The organism is Bradyrhizobium sp. 2S1 (assembly GCF_011516625.5).
Lineage (GTDB): Bacteria > Pseudomonadota > Alphaproteobacteria > Rhizobiales > Xanthobacteraceae > Bradyrhizobium > Bradyrhizobium septentrionale.
In genome coordinates this window covers 1,664,077-1,681,619 of record NZ_CP147717.1, presented here as the reverse complement: position 1 = coordinate 1,681,619, position 17,543 = coordinate 1,664,077, and the positions used below count along the sequence as shown (strand labels likewise).

The window sequence follows — 17,543 nt, the reverse complement described above, 5'->3', positions numbered from 1 at the left end:
CCGCGTAAGCGCCGCGCCAATTGTTGTTTCCCCAATTGTTGTTTCTAGGCGCAGCCGTGGCGGCGATAGCGGCACCCGTGCCGACCGCTGCGACGCCTGCGCCGACAACACCTGCCCCGTAGTAGGCCGCCCGTCGGTTCTGACGACGCGCAACGCCCGCAACGCTCACGGGGGTTAGCGGGCGACCAACCCGCGCCTGGGCGCTCTCGACTGACAGCGAGATGCCGCCTTGCTCAGCCCAACCAAAGGAGAACAGTGCTGCACAACCGAAGGCAGAAGCTGCAAGCGCTGCCTTTCTTACATACTTCATGAGTCTCTTCTCCGTTTTGAGGAATACCCACCCCATCCTTCACCAATGAATGCATGCCTTCACGCGTATTGACGTAAGCGCTGTTCAGCGGCCACCTACCGGTTGACGGGGCGATCTGCGAGTCTGCGGTTTGTTTGAACCGTTAGGCTTAGAATGGACACAGTGCATAGTGCTATCACGGAGCCGGTGAGGCGGCTTGAGGTCTTCACTGGAGCCGGCCGTCGGCGGAAGTGGAGCGACGAGGACAAGGCGCGGATTGTTGCGGAGATCGTTGCGAGCGGCGACTCGGTCTGTTCGGTAGCGCGACGGCATGGATTGTCGCCGCAGCAGTTGTTTGGCTGGCGCCGTCAGTTGCGAGAAGCTGCGGGCGGTCATTCCGAAGTGGAAGAAGTGCAGTTTGTGCCGGCGGTGGTGGATGCCGTAGTGCCGGCGCCCGCTCTTGGCCGTGAGCGCAAAGCGGTGCGCTGCAAGGCCAAGACGGATTCCGGGATCATCGAGATCGAAGTTGACGGCATCACGATCCGGGCCGGTCGTGGTGCCGACCCAACAATGATTGCGTCGATCGTCCAGGCGCTGAAGGCGAGCCAGTGATCGGTCCGTCGGGTGCGGTCCGGGTGATGGTGGCGACTAAACCGGTAGACTTCCGCAAGGGAATGGAGGGGTTTGCTACCCTGGTGCGCGAGAGCATGGGGGCTGACCCATTCTCGGGAGCTGTCTATGTGTTCAGGGCCAAGCGGGCGGATCGGATCAAGCTGGTGTTCTGGGACGGAACGGGTTTGTGTCTGTTCGCCAAGAGGCTGGAGGATGGAATCTTCCGCTGGCCGAAGATCGAGGACGGTGTGATGCGTCTGTCGGCGGCGCAATTGTCGGCGCTGCTGGAGGGGCTCGACTGGCGGCTTGTGCATGAAGCACGGGCGACGCCGGCGCCAACACAAGCGGGATAGTTGTTGGCGGTGCTGCGGCGAAGTGAATCAGGAGCGTCGGACGCGTCGCCAGTTGGCGGCGAATATGCTCTGAATTGGGTGTGAGCGACGCCCTGCCTGACGATCCCGAGACGCTGAAAGCGATGCTGCTTGCGGAGCGGTGCGAGAGCGAACGGCTGCGTCAGATCATCAAGGAATTGCAGCGGCATCGGTTTGGCCGGCGGGCAGAGACGCTGCCTGAAGATCAGATGCTGCTGGGCCTAGAAGACGTCGAGCAGGTGGCAGCGTACGGCGAGACGGCGCAGGACGTCAGCGCACCTGAAGGCCGTGAGGTGCAAGCCGGTAGGCGCCGCGTCAACCGTGGCGCCTTGCCGGCGCACCTGCCGCGGATCGAAGTCGTCGTCGACATCGAGGACAAGACCTGTCCCTGCTGCCAGGGCGAGTTACATCGGATCGGCGAGGATAGAAGCGAGCGGCTGGACCTGGTCCCGGCGCAGTTCCGGATCCTCGTTACCCGGCGTCCCAAATACGCCTGCCGCGCTTGCGAGGACGGTGTCATGCAGGCGCCGGCCCCGGCCCGGTTGATCGAGGGCGGACTGCCGACCGAAGCAACCATCGCCCAGGTTCTGGTGTCCAAATATGCCGATCACCTGCCGCTCTATCGGCAGGCTCAGATTTACGCCCGCCAGGGCATTGAGCTCGATCGTTCGACGCTGGCGGACTGGGTGGGACAAGCAGCCTTCCACCTGCGTCCGTTGCATGAGCGCCTCCTCGGCAAGCTCAGGCGACGGCCAAAGCTGTTCGCCGACGAGACGACGATGCCGGTGCTCGATCCCGGCCGAGGGCGCACCAAGACCGGTCAGCTCTGGGCCTATGCAGCGGACGACCAGCCATGGGGCGGCGCCGATCCGCCGGGCGTCGCCTATGTCTATGCTCCCGATCGCAAAGCCGACCGACCAATCGCCCATCTGGCAGGCTTCAAGGGGATCCTGCAGGTCGATGGCTATGCTGGCTATGGCAAGCTGGCCGAGCGTGGCGACGTTCAGCTTGCATTCTGCTGGTCCCACATGCGGCGTAACTTCTACGAACTCGCCGCCCCCGGTCCCGCGCCCATTGCGGGCGAGGCGCTCAAGCATATCGCCGAGTTCTATGCCATCGAGAAGGACATCCGTGGCCGTAGCGCCGAGGAGCGCTGTCTCGTTCGGCAACAGAAAAGCCGACCGCTCGCGGAAGCCTTCGAGCAGTGGCTCCGCGCAAAGCTCGCGTTGATCAGCCAAAAGGGCAAGCTGGCCGACGCCATCCGCTATGCGCTCTCACGCTGGGAGGGCCTGACGCGCTTTATCGATGATGGCCGTATCGAGCTCGACAACAACGCCGTAGAGCGCTCGATCCGTCCGATCACGCTCAACCGGAAAAATGCGCTGTTCGCAGGCTCCGACGGTGGTGCCGAGCACTGGGCTATCATCGCCTCCCTGGTCGAAACCTGTAAGCTGAACGATGTCGATCCGCTTGCCTACTTGACCGACGCGCTCACCAGGATCGTCAACGGTCATCCGAATAACGAGATCGATCACCTGCTGCCGTGGGCCTATTGCCGTCACGACCTCAAAGCTGTGGCCTGAAAACAGCGCTTACGTATTGACGCAGATCAACGCGGCTAGACGTTCAGCCGGGGCATCGGTCACGTTCCCGTTATCGCGCGATATAGCGGACCCAGTCCTGACCGACCGCAAGACGCCCGAGCGGCTGATGTCTCTGATGGGTCAAACACGGAAGTCGGAACACGCAACAGTAGCGTCCGCTTCACCCCGACACCGGACTTTCGATAGCCCGCGCGGCACTTCCGAAAATGGCCAAGAGGCGACATGGGATCGCGTCAATAAATGAAAGAAGCCGCCAACTGAGGCGGCCTCTGGTCGAGCGCTCCGGCAACACCTTTTTTGGGGCCACGGGGCCGGTACTGGGGCCATCTACCGGCCCGGGTGGTCGGTCGGGCCAGGTTGCGGGGAATTACCCTGAAATAAACATAACGGCGGCTGCCAGTGCGACAGGGCAAAGCCCGAAAACTACAGCGAGCACCTTGTAGAGTAGGTCGTCCGGCATAACGCAACCGTCCTCTCTTTTAGGTTGAAGACGTAAGCCGGGAAAACTCGGTAACGCCAGTGCAGTTTGTGCCAAGCCATAAAAGTTATATCACCGGAACTCCGTTCACCCACGGAGAGCGCCGGAAGGCGCTCGGCTACATCGTGAAGATGACAATCAGGATCAGCACGGAAAGTGCGATTGAGACGCAGCCAGCCATCGTTATCCGATCCCATTTCATGCTGTGAACGTTTGAAGCTGTGGCCGGTCCGCTCGTTGATTTGGATCATGAAACGCATTGCGACCTGTCGAAACTTATATGCCTAGGAGCCCGTCCAGATATGTTTTCGTGACGGGCATTTGTTGTAGAGTAGCAGGCTCAGGCTGCGTTTGCGAGGTTGAACAGCTTGAGGAGGTTATGGACGGTGCAGATCATTGTCCACTCGGCGCGCACTTTCTCGATGCCCCGCAACAGGAACTGGCGGAAGCCTCTTGCCTGTTTGATCTGCCCGAACACCGGCTCCACCACTTGCTTTCGCAATCGGTAGGGTGTTTCGAAGCCGCCATCGTCGATCTTCTTTCGCATGGCCTGTGTCAGCGGGCCGCCGACTTTTCCGTTCGCTACTGTCGGGTGCTTGGCGCGTCCGGGCGCGACATAGCCATCGATGCTGCGTGTGTCGAGCGCTTCGAGATTGGCTTCGCTGCAGTAGCCGGAATCCGCTGAGGCCTGCCGCGGCTTGCGGCCAAGATTGCTCTCGATGGCCTCGATCAGGGGCACCAACTGGCCCTGATCGCTGCCGTGCTGGGTCAGTTCTTGCGCGACAATGATCTGGGCATGTGCATCGACGGCCGCCTGGGCATTATAGGCCTGAACGAAGCCATCCTTCGACTTCATGATGCGGCTTTCCGGATCGGTGAAGTTGCGTTGCGCCTTGGGATTGGGTTCCTCCGATGGCAGCGCCGCCGGTTTGCCCGGCTTCTTGCGGCCTTCGGCCTGGCGCTGCTGTTCCTTTTCGGCCTCGATGCGGCGCTCTTCCTCCGCCGCCAGTTTGGCGTCCGCTTCCAGCGCCGCCATCGCTTGCTGGATCTTCGCCAGCCGTTTCTGCTTGTCGACGGTCCAGTCCGGCAGTTCGTCGCTGTTGCCGAAAGTCTCATCCTCCGAGGCATCCGCCGCCTCGGCGGCCGCCAGCATGCGAGCGACCTCGGCCTTCAATTCCGCCTCGCGCTTCTTCATGCGCTCATAACTCATCGCCTTGTGTTTCGACGCGTTCGCCTTGATCTTCGTACCATCCAGCGCGACATGACCGAGCTTGACCAGCCCGGCCGTCTCGCACAACTTCAGAACCTGCACGAATAGCGCGCCGAGCGCCTTCAAATGTCGCTTGCGAAAGTCGCTGATCGTCCGAAAATCCGGCGCATCCAGCGCCACGATCATCACAAAATCGTTCCGCTCCCGGCAGGCCTTGGCAATCCGACGCGACGAATACAGCCCACTCGCATAGCTATGCAGCAGCAGCGCCACCATCATCCGCGGATCAAACGGCGGCTGCCCAAGCCCGCTCACATAGCTGCCCATGATCTCCCTGAGATCGAGGCTCTCCCGCACCAGATCAACCATAAACCGCGAGACATGGCCTTTCGGCACGAAGTCCTGCACATTCGGCGGCAGAAGCAGCGTCTGATCGATGTTCCAAGGCCGAAAATACTTGCTCATCGCCCAATGTTGAATCAGACCCGACCAGATTTGAACAGCGACTATCCAGACAAGCTCCTAGGGTTGATTGGCGGAGGCTTGTCGATGCTGGCGAAGGCTCGCCGGGTGAACAGGAACTGGCTGACGAGTTCGGCGAGCCTGAGCGGCAGCATTTTGATGCAGTTGGTCCGCGCGGCAATGCGCAACAGTAGGTAGGCAATCATCGCAGCAAGCACTTGCAGGCGGATTGCATTGTCGTTGGTGCCGAGGAACTTGCGGATGTCGAGGTGCTGCTTGATCCAGCGGAACAGCAGTTCGATCTGCCACCGGCTCTTGTAGAGGGCGGCGATCTCGACGGCCGTTCGGGTCGTATCGTTGGTGAGAAGCGTGATCACGCCGCCGTTCTCCCGTGACCTTGATGCGCCGCAGCGGTATCGGCAAACGCGAGTCGCCCTTACTGGTGAGCTTCACCTCGTCGTCGACGATGATCCTGAAGCCGTCCCCCTTGCTGTTGCGGATGGTGCGATGCCTGACCGCGCGTAGCCGGATGCTCGTCTTCGGCCGGGTCACGAAGAAAGCCTTGCTATCATTGATCTTCTGCCACCAGTCGAAACGGCAATATCCCTTGTCGAACACGTAGGTTGTGCCGGCCTGGATCGGAGTCTGGCGACCGATCTCGATATCGTTGACGTTGGCAGCCGTCACCTCGACGCACTTCGGGATATCGCCCTTGGGATCGTAGACCACGTGCAGCTTCATGCCGCGGATGCGGCCGTTCCACACCGCCCAGGTGCAAACTTTGCCAAGCGGGATCGGACTGGCGTCGATCAGGCGCACCATCTCCTTGCCTTCGCCCCGCAACTGCCGGCTTGCCATCGCCGACAATCGTGCAAAGGTTTGCGCAAAAATGCTGGACGGGCGGCGGGTATTGGCATCCGACAGCGTCGAGCGGGACAACCTGCCGGTGCCCAGATGATAGTGATGCTGAGGATTGGCGTTGAAGCCGGTCACCACGGCGCGCAGGCTGTTGTTCCCGCTCAACTGCGCATAGATCAGCGCTACCAGGTGATCCCAGCTCTTGAACGACTTGTCGTAGGCATCCCCGTCCAGACGATCCACAGCCGTCTGAAACTGCCGCCGATTGATCGGTTCAAGCAGCCTACTAAAAATGCTATCGCGAAATCGCATGCTCGGCCTTCTGTGTCTCGACAACCAGAAAAGACCGATTTGCCTCGGTTTTGCCGAGCATGCACCGCGACACAGTGAATCATTCCCCGGACAGCCCTGCCGCAAGCGGGGAGAGGTAAAGAACAGGCGGCTACGCCACCTCACACACAAACCCGTTCCCCTTCCGCCTGATCTTGCCGACCGAGGGCGAGGGGAAATGCGCGGGGCAGCACAGCGTGTCGGTGTCACAATAGCGCTCCAGGAAACTCCGCCGCGTCGTCGCGGCCTGCGCCTGGTCGACATCGAACTTCGCCGACAGTTCCGGATAATGCGTCTGGATCGGCGAGTGCATCAAATCGCCGGCGAACACCGCATCATCCTTGCCGCGGCCGAAGCTGAAGGCGACGTGGCCCGGCGTGTGGCCGGGCGTCGGCAGGATGCGCGCGTGGTCGCCGATCGCAAAATCATTGCCGACAATCTCGGCCCGCTTGGCCTCGACCACCGGCAGCACGCTGTCCACGAATGGCGACACCTCGGCCTTCGCGTTGGTCTCGGTCCAGTAGTCGAACTCGGTCTTGTCGAACACGTAACGCGCGTTCGGGAAGGTCGGCACCCAGCGGCCGTTCTCCAGCCGCGTGTTCCAGCCGACATGATCGACGTGCAGATGCGTGCACATCACATAGTCGATGTCACCGACCGAAAAGCCGGCTGCCGCGAGGCCGCGCAGATAGCTGTCGTCGGTCTTCATGTTCCATTTCGGCCGCGCCGGCCGCGGCTTGTCATTGCCGATGCAGCTGTCGATCAGGATGGTGTGGTGCGGCGTCTTCACGATGTAGGACTGGAACGCCAGGATCAGCGTATCGTTGTCGTCCAGCGCGCCTGCGGCCTTCATCCAGGCGCGGTTCTCCGCGAGGACTTCCGGCGTCAGCCCGGGCAGCATTTCATGCGCGGGCAGGAATGTCGTCTCCTGCTCGACGATGCGATGAATAGTGAGATCGCCGGCGGCAAATTTCAGGCTCATGGGTGATTCCTTCGGCGTTAGCGTTTTCGAGCGAAGTGGAGTCCGGTCCGCGTGAAGAAAACGCGTAAAAAAGCTTTAGTGCGCGTCGCGCACGGCGGGAATGATGATGTTGGTGAGGATATCCATTGCCGCAAGGCCTTCCTTCGGTTGGCCGTACTGGGCTGCCGTCGTCACCATCACAAGGTCGAGATCGGGAACGGCGATGACGCGCTGGCCGCCCCAACCGAAGGCGCCGGCCCACCTGATTTCTTTCCCCGCCGCAAATGATCGCCCCACCCACCATTGATGGCCATAGAACATCGTGCCGCCGAAATAGCCGACCGCCTGGAAGTGCGGTGCGATCGACTGGTCCATCCACTCGGCCGGGACGATCTGCTGCTCCTTCCATCGCCCGTGGTCGAGCACGAGCTGGCCGATTTTTGCGGCGTCGCGCGGCCGCAGCCTGAGGCCGGACGCAGCAGCGATCTTGCCGTTCTTGTAGGTCTTCCATTCGAAATCGGTGATGCCGAGCGGCTCGAACAACGTCTCGCGCGCGAACGCCTCGAGCGATTTGCCGGAGACTTGCTCGATGATGTTGCCGAGCAGATCGGTGCCGCCGCCATTGTAGGTCCACAGCGTGTCGGGCGGCGCTGCGATCGGCTTGCCCAGCACGTAGCCGATCGGATCGGCATCGAAAGCGAGATGCGGTTCGTCGTTGTTGGGATCGGTCCAGGGCAGGGTCTCGTCCCATTTGATGCCTGATGACATCGTCAGCAAATGGTGCAGCGTGATTGCATCCCAGCCGGCTGATTTCACCTGATGATGCTCGGGAAAGAACTTCACTACGGGCTCATTGGCGCTGGCGATCAGCTTGCGGTCGATGGCGATACCAACCAGCAACGCCGTCACGCTCTTCGTTGCCGAGCGCATGTCGTGCTTGGTCGTCGCGGTGAATTCGGTGCGGCCTTCGGGCTGGCCCCACGGCTGGTCGATGCCGGCAAAATACTGCTCGAATACCAGTCTGCCGTGACGTGCCACGACAACGGAATGCACCTCGCTGCTGCGCAGGCTGAGCCGCGCGGCGATGCCGCACAGACGCTCACCATCCATGCCGACGCTTTCCGGCGAGGCAATCACCCAACCGTCGTCGAGCGCGGCCGGCGATCCGCAAGGCTGGCGTTGTTGTCCAGGTGTCATATCGTCGGCCCTCAGATTGGCGATTGAGGCCGTCAACGCGAGCACAAGGCTCGCGCCGAGACGTGAGAGGCGGGGGAAGCGATGGCGCATCGTGATTTCTCCCCGGCTTCTTCCGCTACGCCGCAGGCGGCGCCGAGATCTTCACCGACGGCCGCTCCAGCATTCTCTGGTAGAAGGCGTCGAGCTTGGGATAGGCCTTGCGCCATCCGCAATCGGCGAAGCGGAAATCCGCATAGCCGAGCACGCAAACGAGGCCGATCTGCGCGATGTCGAACGACGAACCGTCCAACACGTCGGGCCGGTTCTCGAACCGCGCCATGCCGGCCCAGGCCCTGTTCCAGTGATCGTCGTACCAGGCCTGCCATAACGTGCCTTGCGGCCGCACCATCTTCTCGTAGCGGCACAGCAGCATGGAATCGAGCATGCCGTTGATCAGCGAGTGATCGGTCTTCAGCTTCCAGCGCCGCGGGCCGTAGCCCGAGATCAGCCGGCCGCCGCCGATCTCGTTGAGATATTCGACGATCACATAGGAATCCAGAATCACATCGCCATGGTCGAGGATCTGCACCGGCAGTTTCTTCAGCGGCGAGATCTTCGAATATTCATCATTGGCCTGTCCCGGCGCGACGCTGGCCGGCACCAGCTCGATCTTGTCGATCAGGCCAAGCTCGATCGCCGCAATGCGCACCTTGCGGGCGAACGGGGAGGCGGGAGAGAAGGTGAGTTTCATGAAGAACTCCTTGCGAAGATTCTTTCCTCTGTCAAGCCCGGCCATGACGCATTGGTGGTGCGGTTTCCCGCCGCACTCACGCCGCGACGATTTCCTGGCGTTGTTCGCCGAGGCCTTCGATGCCGAGCGTCACGACGTCGCCGACATTGAGATATTGCGGCGGCGTCATGCCGGTGCCGACGCCGGGCGGGGTGCCCGTGGTGACGATGTCGCCGGGCAGCAGCGTCATGAACTGCGAGACGTAGGAGATGCACTTCGCCATGGTGAAGATCATGGTCGAGGTCGAGCCGGTCTGGCGGCGCTGGCCGTTGACGTCGAGCCACATCGACAGCTTCTGCACGTCGGCGATTTCGTCCTTGGTGGCGAGCCACGGGCCGACCGGGCCGAACGTGTCGTGCGACTTGCCCTTGGTCCACTGTCCAAGGCGCTCGATCTGGAAATTGCGCTCGGAGACGTCGTTGCAGATGCAGTAGCCGGCGACGTGGTTCAGCGCGTCGGCTTCCGACACATACTTGGCGCGAGTGCCGATGATGGCGGCGATCTCGACTTCCCAGTCGAGCTTGGTCGAGCCGCGCGGCTTCTCGACCGCGTCATTCGGGCCTGACAGCGCAGTGTTGGCCTTCAGGAAGAAGATCGGCTCGGAGGGGATCGGGTTGCCGGTTTCCTTGGCGTGGTCGGAATAGTTGAGGCCGATCGCGACGAATTTCGAGATGCCGGTGACCGGGGCGCCGAAGCGCGGCTTGCCGGAGACGGCGGGCAGGGAGGCGGGATCGAGGGCGGCAAGCTTCTTCAGCGACTCCGGCGAATAGGCGTCGCCGGTCAGGTCCTTCAGATGGGCCGAGAGGTCGCGCAGCTGGCCGGATTTGTCGATCAGACCGGGCTTTTCCGCACCCTTTTCGCCATAACGAACAAGCTTCATGTTGATCACTCCCTACGATGTCCTGAGGATTGTTACTGCTATACCTCGACACGCTTCATGGAACAGCGCGCCCGGAAATTCAACCGCCATGAGCGCGCTGCATTGCTGCCAAGCCTTATTTCAAGGCCAGTTCGGGCCGATCAGCCCAGCGCGATGAAGCGGAACGCGTCGCCGTCGCGCTGGATGTGGCCGGCGCTGAAATGCCCGCCGATCACCAGCGTCGGCGTATCGGCAAAGCGCGAGAACAAGTCGCGCCGCGTCGCGGCCGACTGCTTCGGATCGGAATCCACGGTCGCAGACCAGTCGAGGTGATACATCTGGCAGGGATGATGCGCGGCATCGCCGGTCAGCAGCGCTTGCTCGCCGCCGGACTTGATGTGGATGCTCATGTGGCCGGGGCTGTGACCCGGCGTCGGGATCAGCGTGATCTCCTCGGTCAGCCGGTGGTCGCTCGGCACCAGCTCGGCCTTGCCGACATCCGCGATTGGTTTCACGGAGTCCGCGAACACGGCGGCGTGGGCGGGATCGTCGCTGTGGTCGCGCCAGTAATCGTATTCGGTCTTGCCGAACACGTAACGCGCCTTGGCGAAGGTCGGCACCCATTTGCCGCCGACGAGCTTGGTGTTCCAGCCGACATGGTCGACATGCAGATGCGTGCACAGCACGGTGTCGATGCTGTCAGGGGCGAATCCGGCCGCGGTCAGCTTCTCCAGGAACGGATCGCTGCGGTTGTTCCAGGTCGGTACATTGCGGCCCTGCTTGTCGTTGCCGAGCCCGGTGTCGACGATGATGCGGTGCTCCGGCGTTTCCACCAGCAGCGAATGGATCGACATTTTCAGCCGGCCCTCCTCATTGGCGAAATGCGGGATCAGCCAGGGCAGGCTCTGGATCTCTTCCCGGCCGGCCAGCGGCAGGATGAAGCGTGTGCTGCCGACGGTCTCGAGCTCGACGACTTTCGTGATTTTGACCTTGCCGATCGTCCATTGCATGCGGCGTGTCCTCGGTTTTTTGTTGCCCTGTCGCCGGACCATGCTTGCTTCCGCGTGGCGGCGCAATGGATCAAGTCGGCGCTTCCTGCGTCAGCCTGGCGACTACCGCGCGCAGTCGACGATCACGGTGCCGATCTTGTCGCCCTTCTCGACGGCGAGATGGGCGTCGGCGGTCTCGGCCAGCGCGAATTGGCCGGCGATGTTGTGCACCCGGGTGCCCGACTCCAGCCACTTGGTGATATCGGCCTGCGCGGCCGCGAGCAGTGGCGGCGGCAGTGCGAACAGCACCAGCGACCGCACCGTGATGCATTTCTCCATCAATTCGCGCACCGGCAGCGTCGGCGTGCGGTTGCCGTTGGTGGCGTAGACCGCGATCGTCGAGTTCATCGCCATGATCTTCAGCGTGGTCGCAAGATTGCCGCCGAAATCGACGTCGATCACGCGGTCGACGCCGCGGTTCTCGGTGAACGCCATCACCTTCGAGACGACGTCCTCGGTCCGGTAGTTGACGACCGTGTCGGCACCGGCGAGCCGGGCTTCCACGTCCTTGGCCTGCGAGCTGACTGTCGCGATCACCCGCGCGCCGCCCCATTTCGCGAGCTGCACGGCATAATGGCCGACCGCGCCGGCGCCGCCGGTGACCAGCACCGTCTGCCCCGCGATCGGACCGTCGGCAAACAGCGCACACCACGCGGTCATGCAGGGAATGCCGAGTGTCGCGCCGGCCGCGAACGACACGTCCTGCGGCAGCGGCGTCACCAGATAATCGGCGAGCGTGATGTATTCGGCCGCGGTGCCGAAGGTGCGGCCATTGCGCTGGCCGTTGAACAGCCAGACGCGGTCGCCGATCGCAAAGCGGCTGACGCCTTCACCGACCTGGTCGATGATCCCGGCGCCGTCGCTGTTCGGGATCACGCGCGGGAATTCCATCGCGCGATAGTTGCCGCTGCGGCGGCCGACATCGGCCGGATTGACGCCTGAAGCCTCGAGGCGAACGCGGACCTCGCCGGGGCCGGCCTCAGGTGTCGGCATCTCGCCGACGGTAAGCACCGTCGGCGCCGCTCCTGTCCGCTCGTACCAGACTGCCCTCACAGGGTGCCCGGGAAGGCGCCGCCATCGAGCAGAATGTTCTGCCCGGTGATGAAGCCCGCCTTGTCGCCGCACAGGAAGGCGCAGGCGTAGCCGAATTCATCGGGATGACCGAAGCGGCCGGCGGGGTTCAGCTTGGCGCGCTCGGTCATGACGGCCTCGATCGAAAGGCCGCGCTTTTCGGCTTCCGCCTTGCCGGTGCCGCGCAGACGGTCGGTGTCGAACGGGCCCGGCAGCAGGCCGTTGATGGTGACGTTGTTGATCACGGTCTTGCGCGACAGGCCGGCGACGAAGCCGGTGAGGCCGGCGCGGGCGCCGTTGGACAGGCCGAGGATCTCGATCGGCGCCTTCACCGCCGCTGAGGTGATGTTGACGATGCGGCCGAACTTGCGCGCCATCATGCCGTCGACGGTCGCCTTGATCAGCTCGATCGGCGTCAGCATGTTGGCGTCGATCGCCTTGATCCAGTCGTCGCGGGTCCAGTTGCGGAAATCGCCGGGCGGCGGGCCGCCGGCATTGTTGATCAGGATGTCCGGATCGGGGCAGGCCTTGAGCACGGCCTCGCGTCCTGCCGGGGTCGTGATGTCGCCGACGATCTCGGTGACGGTGACGGCGGGATGGCCTTTGCGGATCTCGTCGGCGGTCTGCTTCAGCGCCTCGGCGCCGCGCGCCGTCAGCGTGACATGCACGCCCTCATTGGCGAGCGCGATCGCGCAGGCGCGGCCCAGTCCCTTGCTCGATGCGCAGACGATGGCGCGGCGGCCTTTGATTCCAAGATCCACGAGTTCCACTCCCTGTGATGTCGGGTCGGTTTGTAAGGTTTTGATGGCGCCAGTCTAGCCAAGCCCGGCGGCGCCGGTAAGGGAGGTGCAATGCATAAGTGCATGCCGGACCGGAACAGGCGCGCGAGCACCGTGGGTTAGATGTGTTGCTCCCGCCGCAACCGCTCGATCGCCATGGCGGCTTCGGGCGGCAATGAGCGGAATCCGGCCTGTCCGGCCGCGGAGAACAACGGCCGCAACTGCGATCCGTTGAGGAATTGCGGCTGCCTGGCAACCGGCACCAGCTGATCGAACACCACCACCAGCGTGGTCACGACGAGGCCGACCCTGATCGCGCCGAGCAGCGCGCCGCCGAGCCGGTCGCCGATCCCGATCTCCGCACCGATGGTGTCGTCGAGCATCGTCCGCGCCATTTTCCCGAGGATGACGCCGATCAGCAGGAACAGGCCGAACAGCAGCACGCCGTTGGGCGGAAACGGCGACGACGGAAGCGTCGCGATGTGCGGCCCGATCATCGCCATCGCGGCGACCGCGAGCGGCATGGCGACGAGATAAACCAGGATCGTGACCGCGCTGCGCAGCAGGCCCGTCGTGAAGCCGGTGACCACCGCGAACAGCAACCCGAGGGTCACGACAATGTCGAAGAGGTTCATGGAAAGGTATTCCCGGTCCCCCGGTTGATGAAACCGGCTTACATCAGGGACAATTGTAGTGATCAATCGTCCGCTTCAATCCGGCAACCTATGGATGTCGGGCCTATTCGATGTCGGTAAAGAAATCATCCTCATCGCAGGGCGCTTCGTCATTGCCGGGCTTGACCCGGCAATCCATCCGCTTCGCAAGACTCTCTCGAAGATGATGGATGCGCGGGTCGAGCCCGCGCATGACGATTCGGCCTGGCGGCAATCACCCCGCCCGCATCTCCGCCCTGATCATGTCGGCGGCCTTTTCGCCGATCATGATGGTCGGCCCATTAGTGTTGCCGCCGATCAAGGTCGGCATGATCGAGGCATCGACCACGCGCAGCGCTTCGAGCCCGTGCACGCGCAACTTCGGATCGACCACCGCAAGCGGATCGTCGGTGCCCATCCTGCAGGTGCCGACCGGGTGGTAGACCGTGTCGGAGCGTGCCCGCAGGATGCTGCGGATGTCGTCGTCGGTGCGGACATCTGATGTGAACATGTCCTTCTGCTGCAGCGCGCGCAGCGCCGGCGTATCGAGCAGCCGCTTCGTCATCTTGAAGCCTGCGACCATGGTCTCGACGTCGCTGTCCTCGCCGAAGAAATTCGGATCGATCGCGGGGGCTGCCAGCGGGTCGGCGCTGTTCAGCCACACGGTGCCGCGGCTTGTCGGGCGCAGCAGGCAGACATGGCAGGAGAAGCCGGTGCCCCAGCGCGGCTTGCGGCCGTGGTCTTCCACCATGGCCATGCAGAAATGCAGCTGGATGTCGGGGACGTCGAGCTCAGGTCGCGTCTTCAGAAAGCCGCCGCATTCGGCGACGTTCGAAGTCATCGGGCCGCGCCGCTCGCGCCGGAATTGCCCGATGCCCTTGATGATCCGCCCGATGCCGCTCCACGACAGTCCCGAGAAATAAGGTGCGTCGGAGGCGAAGCCGAATACGAAATCCGGATGATCCTGCAGGTTCTGTCCGACACCCGGCAGATGATGCACGCTGGCGATGCCGTGCTTGCCGAGCGCCGCGGCGTCGCCTATGCCCGACAGCATCATCAATTGCGGCGACTGGAACGCGCCGGCCGAGAGGATGACCTCGCGCCGCGCCCGCAGCACCTTCTTCTGTTTGCCTTGCATGTATTCGACGCCGACGGCACGCTTGCCCTCGAAGATGATGCGGGTCGCTTGCGCCTGGGTCTCGATGCGCAGGTTGGGCCGGCGGCCCATGTGGGGATGAATGTAGCCGCGCGCTGCGCTCCAGCGCTCGCCATTCCTCTGGGTCACCTGGTAGATGCCGAGGCCTTCCTGCTCGGCGCCGTTGAAATCGTCGCGGATCCGGAACTGCGCCTCGCGCGCGCCCTGCAGGAACATCTCCTTGACCGGATTGTCGGACTGCAGGCCCGTGACGTTGAGCGGGCCGCCCTTGCCGTGATACTCGCCGTCGAGCTCGGTGTTGTGCTCCGAACGCTTGAAGTAGGGCAGGACGTCGTCGTAGCTCCAGCCTGTATTGCCGAGCGAAGCCCAGTGATCGTAGTCGGCGCGATGGCCGCGGATATAGACCATGGCATTGATGGCGCTTGAGCCACCGAGCCCCTTGCCGCGCGGCTGATAGCCGATGCGGCCGTTCAGGCCCTTCTGCGGCACCGTGTCGAGCGCCCAGTTGTTGATCTTGCCGGACAGCATGAGAATGATGGCGCCGGGCGTGGTGACGACCCAATTGTCGTTCTTGCCGCCGGCATCGAGCAGCGCCACCGAGGTCGCCGCATCCTCCGACAACCGTCCTGCCACCGCACAGCCGCCCGAGCCTGCGCCCACCACCACGAAATCGAATGTGTCAGTCACGTTTCCCTCTTGCTTGTTCTTGTTCGTCATTCCGGGGCGATGCGCTAGCATCGAACCCGGAATCTCGAGATTCCGGGTCTGGTCCTTCGGACCATCCCGGAATGACGGCGTACGCGCTACGACAACAACCGCATCAGCTTCTCCAGCCGCGCGATCTTCGCGCCATAGGGCGGATAGAGATCGGCGAGCCGGTTGAAGCGCGAGCGGTAGAACACCGGCTTCAGTTTGGTCAGCGTCTTGAATCCCCATTCGCCGTGATAGGCGCCGGTGCCGGACGCGCCGACGCCGCCCATCGGCTGATAGGCCTGGGCGAAATGGAACAGGCAATCGTTGACGGTGACGCCGCCGGACACCGTGCGCGCCAGCACCGCGTCGCGGGCGGCGTTGTCGGTGCCGAACCAGTACAGCGCCAGCGGGCCGTCGCGCTTGTTGATGAAGGCGATCGCCTCGGTCGCGTCGCGCATGCCCATGACCGGCAGCAGCGGTCCAAAGATCTCCTCCTGCATCACGGTCATCTCAGGCGTGGCGTCGACGATCACGGTGGGCGGGAATTTGCGCCTCGCCTTCCACTCGGGATCGTTCGGCGCCGCCGGCTGCATGATGGTCGCGCCCTTCGCGGCGGCGTCGGCAACCAGGCCCTCCAGCCGCGTGTAATGCCGGTCCGAGACGATCGAGCTGTAGTCGGCGTTGGCGGGGTCGGTGCCGAACATGTGCTGCATGTGGCCCTGCAGCCGCATCGCAAAGGGCTGCACCGCGGCCTGCGGCACCAGCGCGTAGTCGGGCGCGATGCAGGTCTGGCCGGCATTGAGCAGCTTGCCATAGGCGATACGTTGCGCGGCTTCGTCGATATCGGCAGAGCCGTCGACGATCACCGGCGACTTGCCGCCGAGCTCGAGCGTCACCGGCGTCAGGTTGCGGCCACAGGCTTCCGCGACCAGCCGGCCGACCCGGGTCGAGCCGGTGAAGATCAGATGATCGAACGGCAACGCGGCGAAGGCCTTTGCGATGTCGTCGTCGGTATCGGTGACCGCGAGCTCGGTCGTGTCGAATTTCTTTCCGATCGCCTCGCCCAGCAGCTCGGCGAACCGCGGCACCAGCTCGCTCGGCTTGATGATCGCCCGGTTGCCGGCCGCGATCGCGGCGACTGCGGGCGCCAAGGTCAGTTGCAGAGGATAATTCCAGGGCGCGATGATGCCGACCACGCCGAGCGGCTGCGGGATCAGCCGGTTCTTGGCCGGCGCGAACTGCACCGTGGTCGGGATCCTCTCGGGCGTCATCCAGCCCTTGAGATGCTTGGCCGCATGCTTGATCTCGCCGAGCACCAGCATGGTCTCGGCGATCGCGGTCTCGACGGTAGAGCGGTGGCCGAAATCGGCCGAGATTGCCGCCTCGAATCGCGCCTCGTTCTCGGTCAGCGCGGCGCGCAGGCGGCGCAACCGGTCGAGCCGCGCCTGCAATGTCGGCGCCGGCTCGCTCCGTGACAGCTCGATCTGGCGGTGAAAGGCCTCCTCAAGCGCATGCAGCCCCGGGCTCTTCAATGGCCGGTCCATGGCGTTCCCCTCGGCGCTCCCCCTCGGACGACGTTTCCTTGACGGATCTTGTTGGGCGCCAAGCTCCGCTTTTGCACGCGATCTGGCAAGAGCGGGTTCCCGGCGGTAAATTTGCTAGGAAAACCACAGATTCCGGCGTCACAAAAACCTCAAAAACCCGCATCCGGGGCTTTCCAAACCGCACTCACGTTGATACATACCCCTCGCACCCGACGGCTTCGGCCCGGGTCGCCTTCTCAGGAAGCCTCCGGACGGATCGATCGGCGCCATCTGATGCGTTGGCCGACCGGCTCGGGCTCTCTTTCAGCAAGGCACGCAACGGTTTAACGCGGGGTGGAGCAGCCCGGTAGCTCGTCAGGCTCATAACCTGAAGGTCATAGGTTCAAATCCTATCCCCGCAACCAAATAAGATGTTGTAATTACAGCTAAAATGCAAAAAGCCGCTCGCAAGAGCGGCTTTTTGTTTATCGAGAATCGCCACTGGGTCGCCACGTGTACCTTCCTTCTTAAGCCGGGTTTTGACATCGAACGTGATGTCGTAGGACTGGTCCAAAATGGTCTGCAACGATGGGTGAGGCAAAGCGGAAGCAGAAGGCCC

General features: G+C 63.1%; 16 protein-coding genes, 1 tRNA gene and 1 pseudogene. 4 read left to right on the top strand and 14 right to left on the bottom strand.

Going from position 1 to position 17,543, the window contains the following annotated elements; all coding sequences use genetic code 11:
- The first annotated feature begins 463 nt into the window (after window positions 1–463).
- The 3 genes from tnpA to tnpC all read left to right on the top strand — a co-directional run bounded on the left by tnpA (window position 464) and on the right by tnpC (window position 2,855).
- Entirely contained in the window at window positions 464–901 is a 438-nt protein-coding gene (gene tnpA / locus HAP54_RS08085; RefSeq protein WP_165123109.1) for an IS66-like element accessory protein TnpA, read from the top strand.
- A complete protein-coding gene (gene tnpB, locus HAP54_RS08080; protein ID WP_166298344.1) occupies window positions 898–1,254 on the top strand; it encodes an IS66 family insertion sequence element accessory protein TnpB in 357 nt (118 codons plus the stop codon). Before tnpA ends, tnpB begins: the two co-directional genes overlap by 4 nt.
- A gap of 122 nt (window positions 1,255–1,376) precedes the next feature.
- Entirely contained in the window at window positions 1,377–2,855 is a 1,479-nt protein-coding gene (tnpC, locus tag HAP54_RS08075) for an IS66 family transposase (RefSeq protein ID WP_166307246.1), read from the top strand.
- Between the two features lie 839 nt (window positions 2,856–3,694).
- Here the strand turns inward: tnpC and HAP54_RS08070 are convergent.
- The 13 genes and pseudogenes from HAP54_RS08070 to HAP54_RS08010 all read right to left on the bottom strand — a co-directional run bounded on the left by HAP54_RS08070 (window position 3,695) and on the right by HAP54_RS08010 (window position 16,945).
- The gene (locus HAP54_RS08070) at window positions 3,695–5,029 is read right to left on the bottom strand and encodes an IS1182 family transposase (protein ID WP_166202952.1); all 1,335 of its coding nucleotides are present in this window, start codon (window positions 5,027–5,029) and stop codon (window positions 3,695–3,697) included.
- A 41-nt stretch (window positions 5,030–5,070) separates the two neighbouring features.
- Window positions 5,071–6,196, bottom strand: a pseudogene (locus HAP54_RS08065) (IS4 family transposase).
- Between the two features lie 130 nt (window positions 6,197–6,326).
- Window positions 6,327–7,196 (bottom strand): MBL fold metallo-hydrolase, encoded by an 870-nt coding sequence (locus HAP54_RS08060; RefSeq protein WP_166299334.1) that lies wholly within the window; start codon window positions 7,194–7,196, stop codon window positions 6,327–6,329.
- Window positions 7,197–7,271: 75 nt separating this feature from the next.
- Window positions 7,272–8,462, bottom strand: coding sequence for a serine hydrolase domain-containing protein (locus tag HAP54_RS08055; protein ID WP_166299333.1), 1,191 nt, complete (start codon window positions 8,460–8,462; stop codon window positions 7,272–7,274).
- A 25-nt stretch (window positions 8,463–8,487) separates the two neighbouring features.
- Window positions 8,488–9,102 (bottom strand): glutathione S-transferase family protein, encoded by a 615-nt coding sequence (locus HAP54_RS08050; protein ID WP_166307560.1) that lies wholly within the window; start codon window positions 9,100–9,102, stop codon window positions 8,488–8,490.
- Window positions 9,103–9,178: 76 nt separating this feature from the next.
- A complete protein-coding gene (locus tag HAP54_RS08045) occupies window positions 9,179–10,021 on the bottom strand; it encodes a fumarylacetoacetate hydrolase family protein (protein ID WP_166299332.1) in 843 nt (280 codons plus the stop codon).
- Between the two features lie 140 nt (window positions 10,022–10,161).
- The gene (locus HAP54_RS08040) at window positions 10,162–11,010 is read right to left on the bottom strand and encodes an MBL fold metallo-hydrolase (RefSeq protein ID WP_166299331.1); all 849 of its coding nucleotides are present in this window, start codon (window positions 11,008–11,010) and stop codon (window positions 10,162–10,164) included.
- A 102-nt stretch (window positions 11,011–11,112) separates the two neighbouring features.
- A complete protein-coding gene (locus HAP54_RS08035; protein WP_175619390.1) occupies window positions 11,113–12,042 on the bottom strand; it encodes an NADPH:quinone reductase in 930 nt (309 codons plus the stop codon).
- 56 nt (window positions 12,043–12,098) lie between these two features.
- Window positions 12,099–12,881, bottom strand: a complete 783-nt coding sequence (locus HAP54_RS08030; RefSeq protein ID WP_029079681.1) for an SDR family oxidoreductase — start codon at window positions 12,879–12,881, stop codon at window positions 12,099–12,101.
- A 137-nt stretch (window positions 12,882–13,018) separates the two neighbouring features.
- The gene (locus tag HAP54_RS08025; RefSeq protein ID WP_166299329.1) at window positions 13,019–13,534 is read right to left on the bottom strand and encodes a CvpA family protein; all 516 of its coding nucleotides are present in this window, start codon (window positions 13,532–13,534) and stop codon (window positions 13,019–13,021) included.
- 103 nt (window positions 13,535–13,637) lie between these two features.
- Window positions 13,638–13,766, bottom strand: a complete 129-nt coding sequence (locus tag HAP54_RS08020; RefSeq protein WP_283843072.1) for a hypothetical protein — start codon at window positions 13,764–13,766, stop codon at window positions 13,638–13,640.
- A 21-nt stretch (window positions 13,767–13,787) separates the two neighbouring features.
- Window positions 13,788–15,395 carry a GMC family oxidoreductase gene (locus HAP54_RS08015; RefSeq protein ID WP_166299328.1) on the bottom strand — a complete coding sequence of 536 codons (1,608 nt, stop codon included), beginning with the start codon at window positions 15,393–15,395 and terminating at the stop codon, window positions 13,788–13,790.
- Between the two features lie 116 nt (window positions 15,396–15,511).
- A complete protein-coding gene (locus HAP54_RS08010) occupies window positions 15,512–16,945 on the bottom strand; it encodes a coniferyl aldehyde dehydrogenase (RefSeq protein WP_166299327.1) in 1,434 nt (477 codons plus the stop codon).
- A 327-nt stretch (window positions 16,946–17,272) separates the two neighbouring features.
- Here HAP54_RS08010 and HAP54_RS08005 point away from each other — a divergent pair.
- A tRNA-Met gene (locus tag HAP54_RS08005) sits at window positions 17,273–17,349 on the top strand.
- On the opposite strand, the gene HAP54_RS08000 is transcribed toward HAP54_RS08005, so the two are convergent.
- Complete coding sequence (locus HAP54_RS08000; protein WP_166299326.1) at window positions 17,328–17,498, bottom strand: hypothetical protein; 171 nt, start codon at window positions 17,496–17,498, stop codon at window positions 17,328–17,330. The two genes, HAP54_RS08005 and HAP54_RS08000, sit on opposite strands and share 22 nt — an antisense overlap.
- Window positions 17,499–17,543 lie beyond the last annotated feature (45 nt).

Coding starts and splice junctions, on each gene's coding strand:
- tnpA (WP_165123109.1), top strand. CDS start 464: ATGGACACAGTGCATAGTGCTATCACGGAGCCGGTGAGGCGGCTTGAG.
- tnpC (WP_166307246.1), top strand. CDS start 1,377: ATGCTGCTTGCGGAGCGGTGCGAGAGCGAACGGCTGCGTCAGATCATC.
- HAP54_RS08070 (WP_166202952.1), bottom strand. CDS start 5,029: ATGAGCAAGTATTTTCGGCCTTGGAACATCGATCAGACGCTGCTTCTG.
- HAP54_RS08060 (WP_166299334.1), bottom strand. CDS start 7,196: ATGAGCCTGAAATTTGCCGCCGGCGATCTCACTATTCATCGCATCGTC.
- HAP54_RS08055 (WP_166299333.1), bottom strand. CDS start 8,462: ATGCGCCATCGCTTCCCCCGCCTCTCACGTCTCGGCGCGAGCCTTGTG.
- HAP54_RS08050 (WP_166307560.1), bottom strand. CDS start 9,102: ATGAAACTCACCTTCTCTCCCGCCTCCCCGTTCGCCCGCAAGGTGCGC.
- HAP54_RS08045 (WP_166299332.1), bottom strand. CDS start 10,021: ATGAAGCTTGTTCGTTATGGCGAAAAGGGTGCGGAAAAGCCCGGTCTG.
- HAP54_RS08040 (WP_166299331.1), bottom strand. CDS start 11,010: ATGCAATGGACGATCGGCAAGGTCAAAATCACGAAAGTCGTCGAGCTC.
- HAP54_RS08035 (WP_175619390.1), bottom strand. CDS start 12,042: ATGCCGACACCTGAGGCCGGCCCCGGCGAGGTCCGCGTTCGCCTCGAG.
- HAP54_RS08025 (WP_166299329.1), bottom strand. CDS start 13,534: ATGAACCTCTTCGACATTGTCGTGACCCTCGGGTTGCTGTTCGCGGTG.
- HAP54_RS08020 (WP_283843072.1), bottom strand. CDS start 13,766: ATGCGCGGGCTCGACCCGCGCATCCATCATCTTCGAGAGAGTCTTGCG.
- HAP54_RS08010 (WP_166299327.1), bottom strand. CDS start 16,945: ATGGACCGGCCATTGAAGAGCCCGGGGCTGCATGCGCTTGAGGAGGCC.